Annotated in this window: 8 protein-coding genes; 5 read left to right on the plus strand and 3 right to left on the minus strand. The window is 70.2% G+C overall.

Going from position 1 to position 8,482, the window contains the following annotated elements; translation table 11 throughout:
* Window positions 1-648 (minus strand): family 16 glycosylhydrolase (locus tag TFC3_RS12250; protein ID WP_067499283.1); only part of this gene is annotated, 648 nt, incomplete at its 3' end.
* Between the two features lie 160 nt (window positions 649-808).
* Between TFC3_RS12250 and TFC3_RS12255 the strand changes: the two genes are divergently transcribed.
* Window positions 809-1,861: a glycoside hydrolase family 26 protein gene (locus tag TFC3_RS12255; protein ID WP_082772004.1), complete on the plus strand. Its 1,053-nt coding sequence runs from the start codon at window positions 809-811 to the stop codon at window positions 1,859-1,861.
* Here the strand turns inward: TFC3_RS12255 and TFC3_RS12260 are convergent.
* Window positions 1,821-2,834 carry a LacI family DNA-binding transcriptional regulator gene (locus TFC3_RS12260; RefSeq protein ID WP_067499287.1) on the minus strand — a complete coding sequence of 338 codons (1,014 nt, stop codon included), beginning with the start codon at window positions 2,832-2,834 and terminating at the stop codon, window positions 1,821-1,823. The two genes, TFC3_RS12255 and TFC3_RS12260, sit on opposite strands and share 41 nt — an antisense overlap.
* A 72-nt stretch (window positions 2,835-2,906) precedes the next feature.
* The gene (locus tag TFC3_RS12265) at window positions 2,907-3,866 is read right to left on the minus strand and encodes an NADP-dependent oxidoreductase (RefSeq protein WP_153040204.1); all 960 of its coding nucleotides are present in this window, start codon (window positions 3,864-3,866) and stop codon (window positions 2,907-2,909) included.
* Between the two features lie 71 nt (window positions 3,867-3,937).
* On the opposite strand from TFC3_RS12265, the gene TFC3_RS12270 reads away from it, so the two are divergent.
* The 4 genes from TFC3_RS12270 to TFC3_RS12280 form a co-directional block, all read left to right on the plus strand.
* Window positions 3,938-4,915: a GlxA family transcriptional regulator gene (locus TFC3_RS12270; RefSeq protein WP_067499289.1), complete on the plus strand. Its 978-nt coding sequence runs from the start codon at window positions 3,938-3,940 to the stop codon at window positions 4,913-4,915.
* 356 nt (window positions 4,916-5,271) lie between these two features.
* Window positions 5,272-6,633 (plus strand): aromatic acid exporter family protein, encoded by a 1,362-nt coding sequence (locus TFC3_RS12275; RefSeq protein ID WP_236718088.1) that lies wholly within the window; start codon window positions 5,272-5,274, stop codon window positions 6,631-6,633.
* Between the two features lie 81 nt (window positions 6,634-6,714).
* Entirely contained in the window at window positions 6,715-6,852 is a 138-nt protein-coding gene (locus tag TFC3_RS37960) for a hypothetical protein (RefSeq protein ID WP_161952585.1), read from the plus strand.
* A gap of 77 nt (window positions 6,853-6,929) precedes the next feature.
* Window positions 6,930-8,482: BTAD domain-containing putative transcriptional regulator (locus TFC3_RS12280; RefSeq protein ID WP_173745317.1), on the plus strand; the 1,553-nt coding region annotated here is incomplete at its 3' end.

An 8,482-nucleotide genomic window follows, 5' to 3' on the forward strand; every position in this document is an offset into this window, starting at 1 on the left:
GGTGGGAAGGGGTCCGCGGGAGCCGTTCTCCTGGTGGACGAGGGCTCCGTCGACGAACCAGTTGATGGTGCCGCCGTTCCACCATTCGAAGGCGTAGGTGTGGTAGCCGGCTGCAGCGTCGAAGCCCAGGTTGATGACGGTTTCGTGGCCGCCGGTGCCGCCGGTGAAGTAGTTGGTCTGCAGCTGGGTGGTGTTCTTGCCAAGAATCTCCACGTCGATCTCGTCCCATGGCTGGCCGTCGCTGGGCCCCGTGTAGGTGAAGAACGAGGTCACCGTGCCGGGGTTCTTGACAGCTTTCAGCCGCACTTCGAAGCGGCCGTACGAATACAGGTCGGTGGTCCGGTATTCGCCGGACGCGTACGGCTTGCCGGAGCATCCGCTGGGGCAGTTGGCAGTGTCCAGCTTGATGCCCATGAACCCGGCGCCGAAGGAAACATGGTCGGCGCGCCAGCCGGCGTTGAACATGCCGCCGTTGCTGTAGCCGTCGGCCTTGTACCAGCGGCCGGTTGCCCAGGAGTCGAAGTTGTCGACGAACGTGGGGCCGATGGCGGCTTCGGCCGGTGTGACGCCGACTCGGGTCAGGGTGGCGACGAGGCAGACCACCGCGGCGGTCAGCGCTGCCGGAAGACGGGATCGAACAAGACGCATGGCTCTCTCCTGACCGGCCGATTTGGAAGCGCTTCCGGTGATGTTGTAACCTGCACGTAACCTTTGTCAAGCGCATACCTCGTGGCTTTACATCGATGGCTGACTCTTCGTATCGTGAAACCGGAAGCGCTTCCAACCTGGAAGCGCGCTGGGAGGCATCATGCGACGGCGAACACTGCTCGGTTCGGCAGCGGCTGCTGTGACGGCGGCCCTGTCCGGCACCGCGCAGGCCGCATCGGCCGCGCAGGCCCGGACACCAACGCGGTACCTGGGCGTGTTCCGCGAGGGCGATCCGACCCGGATCGCCGCCGACGTCGGCAGCGCTTACGGAGTTGTCCCGGCCAGCGTGATGTGGTTCGACAGTTGGGCCAGCGGCCGGCCGTTCCCGGTGGCCGAGGCCAGGAAGCTGTGGCAGTGCGGCATCATGCCGCACTACACCTGGGAACCCTGGAACCCGGCCCTGGACGTCGCCGATCCGGCCCAGATCCACCTGGCCGACATCCTCAACCACTCCTGGGACGGCTACATCGTCGCGCGGGCCAGGGAATTCGCCGCTGTCCGGCAACCTATCCTGGTGCGCTGGGGTCACGAGTTCAACGGCAACTGGTATCCGTGGGGCATTGCCAACAACAACGCCGACCCTTCCCTGTACGTCCGCGCGTACCGGCACGTCCATGACCTCGCGACCGCCGCGGGGGCCCGCAACGTCCAATGGGTCTGGGCCTGCAACAACGGCTCAGCACCGGACGAGCCCTTCAACGACCCGGCGGCCGCCTACCCGGGCGATCGCTACGTCGACTGGGTCGGCATCGACGGCTACAACTGGGGATTTGGCCCGTCCTGGGACCCCACCGGTGACCACTGGGCGAGCTTCGACGCCACCTTCGCCACCGCGTACGCCAAAGCCCGCGCCGTAGCGCCGCACCGGCCGGTGATGCTCGGCGAGTTCGCCTCCTCGGAGGACGGCGGTGACAAGGCGCAATGGTTGCGGGACATGGACGCGACGCTGAGCTCGGGGGCGTACCCGAATCTGAAGCTGCTCACCTGTTTTGATCTGTCCAAAGAGGAAGCCTGGTCCCCGCAGTCGTCACCCGCGGCGCTCGCAGCCTTCACCGCCTGGGTGCACCGCGGATACCTGAACGGCCGCGGTCACGACCTTGCCCGCATCGCAGCTAGGCCGACTCCCGCACCACCTTTTTCGTCGGCAGGATGAACGGTTCCGGCTGCCCGCCGTCGAGCAATTCGACGAGCATGCGGGCAGCCTCGCGGCCCAGCGCCTGCACGGGCTGATGAATTGTGGTGAGGGCCGGGTCGGTGTGCAGGGCGATGGGCAGGTCGTCGAAGCCCATCACCGCCACGTCGGCGGGCACCGCACGCCCGGCTTCGCGCAACACCCGCAGGGCCCCGGCCGCCATGTTGTCGTTGGCGGCCAGCACGGCGTCGAGGCCGGGGTGGGAGCTCAGCAACGCGCGCATCGCCGCACCGCCGCCGGCCTCGGAAAAATCGCCAACCTCGATGGCGTACGGCCGCAGCCCCGCAAGCGTCAACGCCTCGCTGTACCCGCGGTGACGTTCCCGCCCGACGACAGTGTCATCCGGCCCGGTGATCATGGCGATGCGGTGGCGCCCCCCGCGCAGCAGGTGCTCGGTCGCCGCGCGGGCCCCACCGGCGTTGTCCACCTCGACATAGAACGGTGGCGTCCCGTGCATCGGCAGCCCGATGAACACCGTCGGCAAACCCGACTGCGCGGCGATGTCGATGAGCGGATCGTCGCCGCGCAACGCCACCAGCATCACCCCGTCGGCTCCTCGCGTCTGCAGGAAATGCTGCAGACGCGACTGGCCGTGCCCGGTCGTGGCCAGGCTGAGGACCAGGTGCAGCTCGGTCTTCTCCAGTGCGGTGGACGCCCCGACGATGATCTGCGCGAAGAACGGGTCCGCGAAAACCCCGGGGTCGTCGCCGGACACCGCCAGCACCACGACCCCGGTCTGCCGGGTCGCCAGGGCCCGGGCCGCCCGGTTGGGCGTGAACCCGAGCTCCCGGATCGCCTTCTCCACCGCGTCACGTTTCGCGCGGCTCACATGCGGCCCGTTGTTGATGACCCGGGAGGCAACCGTGCGCGAGACCTGCGCCCGCTCGGCCACCTCGTCCAGCGTCGGCGGTCGCGCCGGGACCGGTGACGACATGCCTGGCCCCCTCCGCTCAACCCGATCACCAGGCTAGCCGGTCGAGGCCGGTGACCCGGGACCCGGCGTGGGTCAGTCTTCGCGCACGCTCAGGACAATTTTGCCCCGGGTGCGGCCGGAAGCCATCGCCACGTGCGCGTCGGCGACCTGGGTAAGGGGGTAGACCTTGGCGACCTCGACCCGGACCACCCCGCTGTCGATCAGGCCGGCGATGGTGGCCAGGGCGGTGCCGTCGGGCTCCACGAGGAACGGCTGCACCCGTACGCCCAGGGTCTCTGCGATTTCGGCAGCCTCCCCCGAGGAGGCGCTGGGCACCGGGATGAACAGCCCGCCGCGGCGCACCGCGCGGATGGCCGGAAGGTTGTCGCCGACCAGGTCGACGGTGACGTCAACGGCACTGACCTGCTCGTCCAGCGGCTTGGCGGTGTAGTCGACGACCTCGTCGGCACCGAGGCCCGCGACCCACTCCTGGTTGTGCGGGCCGGCCGCGGCGATGACGTGGGCGCCGAGGTGCTTGGCGAACTGCACCGCGAAATGCCCCACGCCGCCGGCTGCCGCGGTGATCAGCACGCGCTGACCCGGCTGTAGCTTGACGGTATCCACCAGCACTTGCCACGCGGTCAGAGCAGCCAGCGGTACGGCGGCTGCCTCCGCGAAACTCGCGCGCTCGGGCATCCGGGCGAAGTGGCGGGCCGGCGCGGTCACGTACTCGGCGTAGGCGGCGGCCTGACGCGGGAACCAGGGCATCCCGTAGACCCGGTCGCCGGGTGCCAGGGTGGTCACGCCATAGCCGGCCTGCTCGACCACGCCGGCGACGTCCCAGCCGAGGATGAACGGCGGCTTGCCCAGCACCCCGGCCATGCCCGCGCCCTCGCGGGTCTTCCAGTCGACCGGGTTCACCCCGGCAGCGTGCACCCGGACCAGCACCTCGGTCGGCAGCGGCGCCGGGCGCGGCACCTGCTCGACGGTGAGCACCTCGGGTCCGCCGAGGGAGTGCTGAAGGACCGCGGTCATGGTGTTGTCGTTCGTCATGCCGACCAGTCTTCGCCGGGCGGCACCGCGCGAACAGTGGCACGAAGGCCATTGAGCGTAGGATTCGTGCCATGCCTCATCGCGTTGCCGTTCTGGCCCTGCCCGACGTCATGCCCTTCGACCTCGGCATCCCGGCGCGCGTGCTCAACGAAGCCCTCGACGCCGACGGCCAGCGCCTGTACGACCTCACCGCCTGCTCACTCGGCGGGCGCCCGGTGACCACCAACGCCGGATTCCGCATCGAGGTCGACCACGACGAGAGTGCCCTGGCCGAGGCCGACACCGTCGTGGTCGCCACCCAGGAACCCTCGGCCCACCTGCTCAGCACCGGCATCCCGGATCCGGCGACGGCGGCCGCGCTCACCCTGATCCGCCCGCAGGCCCGGGTGATCAGCACCTGCACGTCGGCGTTCATCCTCGCGGCGGCCGGGCTGCTCGACGGCCTGCCGGCCACCACCCACTGGGCCCTGGCCGACGCCCTGGCCCGCCTGTTCCCCCGCGTCGACGTACGCCCCGACGTGCTGTTCGTCGACGCCGGGCGGGTGCTGACCTCGGCCGGCGCGGCGGCCGGCATCGACCTGTTCCTGCACCTCGTCCGCCTCGACCACGGCGTGCAGGTGGCCAACGAGGCCGCCCGCCGCTGCGTCTCTGCCCCCTGGCGCGACGGCGGTCAGGCGCAGTTCATCCGGCGCCCCACCCCGCCACCGTCGGCCACCGGCACCGGCCCGACCCGTGACTGGGCGGCCCAGCACCTCGACCGGCCGCTGACCATCGCCGACCTGGCCAGGCACGCCAGCATGACCAAGCGCACCTTCAGCCGCCATTTCGTCGCGGAAACCGGGGTGACCCCCGTGCAATGGCTCATCTCGCAGCGCGTCGACCGGGCCCGCACGCTGCTGGAAACCACCGACATGCCGGTCGAGCGGATCGCCACCGAAGCCGGGTTCGGCAGCGCGACAGTGCTCCGCCAGCACCTGCACAGCGCGCTCGGCGTGACACCGCAGGGCTATCGCCGTACCTTCCGGGGGCTTGTCGCTTCGGCCGGCTGACCCGGCGGCGCGAGCAGTTGCAGCAGTGCTGGGCGATCCGGCAGCAACGCTCCACTGTTGAGCTCCACGAAGCCGACAGGCGGGGACTCGTCGCGGGTGCCGGTGACAACCAGCAGTTCCCGGCCGTTCGCCACTGCGGGCCGGATGGCCTGCGGCCACAGGACGCCCAGCTAGGTGGTCAGGAGGAGCTGCGGGGGCGTCATGGTCGCCAAAACAGGGCAGGCGTGCCACCAGGTGACACAACGTGCACGCCAGTTCGCCGGTAAGCGGAAGATTTTTCGCTTTTGCCCTCTTGCCGGTCCCGGCGGAGTTACCTTGGCGACTGGATCGTCCGGTCATCACAGGAAGCTGCAGCGTTGTTCCAGTCGTTCGTCGAGTCCGTGGACCCGGTCTTGATGGTCGGCGGGGTTCTCGCGCTCTGCGCCCTGGTCGTGGCGTTGCTTCGCCGCACGGTCAAGCCAGTAGTCGAGGCCGTCGCCCGGAACGCGCTCGCCCGGCTGCGGCCGCATCTGCCGGACCGCCTGCGCCGCTTGGCCCGCCGGTCGTACGAGCGAATCGACCCGGCCACGGCGCGCGCCACCCTGGTAGCGGCGATCGCTGCCGGCGTCGCCTGGTCCACGGCCCAGACCGTGCACCTGGTCGGTGCGGTCACCGCCTCGATCACGGCGATGCTGTCGGTGCACCTCAGCGCGCACGCCTCGCTGCGTGACGGTACGAAACGCCTGATCGGCACGCTGGCCGGCATCGGCATCGCGGTGGCCGTGTGGGGCGTGTACGGCCCCAGCCCGGTGTCCATCGCGGTGATCGCCGGATGCGGGCTGGTCGTCGGCCGGCTGCTGCGGCTGGGCGACGGTGCGGTGGCGGTGTCGGTGACAGCGCTGGGCGTCCTGGTCGCCGGCAGCGGCGTCACCGAGTCGGTGGTCTGGGAACGCGCCGGAGCAACGGGGCTGGGCATCGTGGTCGGGGTGATCCTGTCACCGCTGGTCGGCGGGATGACGCCGCTGGAACGCGCCCACAAGAAGCTGGCGCACCTGTCGATCGAGATCGCGCGGCTGCTCGGCGACCTCGGGGCAGGGGCGGCGCGCGGGTACGGCCGGGACCAGGCCACGCAGTGGCTGGCGCGATCCCGTCAGCTCGGCGAAACCCTCGGTGAGGCGGTCGACGCGGTGGAGGACCTGGACCGGCAGGCCCGCTGGTCGCTGACCACCCCGCGCGCGGAGGTCGTCCCGGTGCATCACACCTGTCGCGTTCTCGAGCATGGCGTGCACCAGGTCAACTCGGTGGCGCGCACGATGTTCGACGCCGCTGCGGCACCGCACTGTCCCGGCGTGCCGGACGACATCGGACCCCTGCTGACCGCGGCCTCGCAGGCGTTCGCCGCGCACGCCAGGCTGGAGACGGACCCGGACGCCGACGCCACCCAGGATGCCGGTGACCTCGAAGAGCTGCTCGACGACTTGCGCGAGGCCCGCCAGCAGACGCTCCACAAGGTGCGGACAGGGATCGACGACACCGGCGTGCTGGTCCTGACCGGCTCGATCATCACCGACATCGACCGGATGGCCGGCTCGCTGGAACGCTCGGCGCCGGCGCTCACGGTCGATACGCGCGAGACGGGCCCGGGTATTCCCGCGGTTTCCGAGGTGGTGCCCGTGGTGCGCAGTTTCTGGGAGAGGGCAGTGACCACCAAGGCCGAGCCCGGCGACAAGCCGAAATAGGGCCCAGTTCATCCCGCAGGCGGAAATCGGCCCCGTCTCCAGCCCGATGTGCACGGCGGGCTCCGGCCGTACGGTCATGTCATGATCTTCCGCCTTGACGATCCGCGGACACGCCACCGGCGGGCGGCGCTGCTGCTCGCGGTGTGGCCGGGCATGCGGTGCTGTTACCGCGGGTGCCGGGGCGCTCTGGCTGCGGCGCCGCCCGGCGATCGCCGCTGAGATGTCGTGATGTCCGGGAACGTGGCACTACGTTGTACTGTCGGCTACATAGGACGGCTCTGGGGAGGATGCACGTCGTGGGGGAGTTGCGTCTTCTCGGGCCGGTGGAGATCTGGGCCGGCGGCGAGGCCGTGCGAGTTGGCGAGCCCCGCCGCCTGGCCGTTCTCGCGGCCCTGACAGTCGACACCGACCGGGTGGTACCGACGGCCACCCTCATCGACCGGGTCTGGGGCGACGCCCCACCCGGGCAGGCGGCCCGCACGCTCGGCACCTACATCACCCGCATCCGCCGGGTGCTGGAGGATTCCTTCATCGACTCGGTGGTGACCGTGGTCAACCAGCCCGGCGGTTACCGGCTGACGGCTCGCCACGATCAAGTCGACCTGTTCCGGTTCCGGGAACTGGTCGCGCAGGCCCGGCAGCCGTCCTGCACCGCCGACCGGCGCGTCGAGCTGCTGCGGCAAGCCGTCTCGCTGCGCCGGGGTGACCCGCTGACCGGGGTGGACGGGGCCTGGGCGACCCGCACCCGCGAGCAACTGGCCGGGGAACTGCTGACCGCCCGAACGGAGTGGGCCGAGGCCGAGCTGGCCGTCGGCAACGCCACCACGGTGCTGCCCGAGCTGACCACCCTGGCCGACGCGAACCCGCTGGTGGAGCCGTTGGTCGTGACGCTGGTGCGGGCGCTGGTGGCGGCGGGACGCCCGACCGAGGCGCTGGAGCGGTGCCGGTTGCACCGGCAGCGGCTGGCCGAGGAGTACGGCACCGACCCGAGTCCAGAAATGGCTCGTCTGTATGAGGAGATCCTGCGCGCCGACCACCAGCCGACTCCCGCCCCGGCCGCCGTCAAGAAGGTCCCCGCGCCGCTGCCGGTTGACGAGGCGCTGCCGGTTGAGGCGTCGGCTGTGCTGACGAAGTGGCGGCGCAAGTCCTTGGCGGCCGGCCTCGTGGTGCTGCTCGCCCTCGGCGCCGGTGTCTACTTCTGGTCTACTCGGTCTCCTCGTCGGCCCTCCGCCGCGGGGTTCTCGGCCACGGAGGAATTCGCCGGGAGACAACTGCCGCCCTCGCAGTGGGTCGCCCACGAGGATGATCAGGACAATGGGTCGTCGTGGTCGCCGAGCATGGTCCGGCTCAATGACGGCGAATTACAAATCATCGGTACGGGCAAGAACACCACCGGGGCCGGCAATATGGCCGGCTCCATCTGCTGGTGTGCGGAAAACGGAGTGCTGCGCTCGTACGGCGTCTGGAAGGTCCGTGCGAAATTCGACATCGGTACGGGCTACTCCCCGGTCATCGGGCTCTACCCGGACGACCTCGATGAACATGCCCCGGGGTGGGGCTTTCTGACGCTGGCGCGCCTGGATGGCGGTGAGCGCCGGACCATGTACCCCGTCCTGAAAGGCGGCGGCAGATCCACCGACGGTACGCCGGTGAGCGGGGACTTCACCGCCTGGAACACCTTCGCGATCGAATGGCGCGCCGACTTCGTCACCGTCTCCCTCAACGAGGAGATCGTCTTCGACACCCGTACGTCGGCGGTGCACCCGGTGATCCCCAGCATCCCCATGTTCCTCTACCTGCAGATCATCGCCGGTCCCGAGGGCTCGACCCCGGCCCCGAACCCCGACAC

The organism is Actinoplanes sp. TFC3 (genome assembly GCF_001553785.1).
Taxonomy (GTDB): Bacteria; Actinomycetota; Actinomycetes; order Mycobacteriales; family Micromonosporaceae; genus Actinoplanes.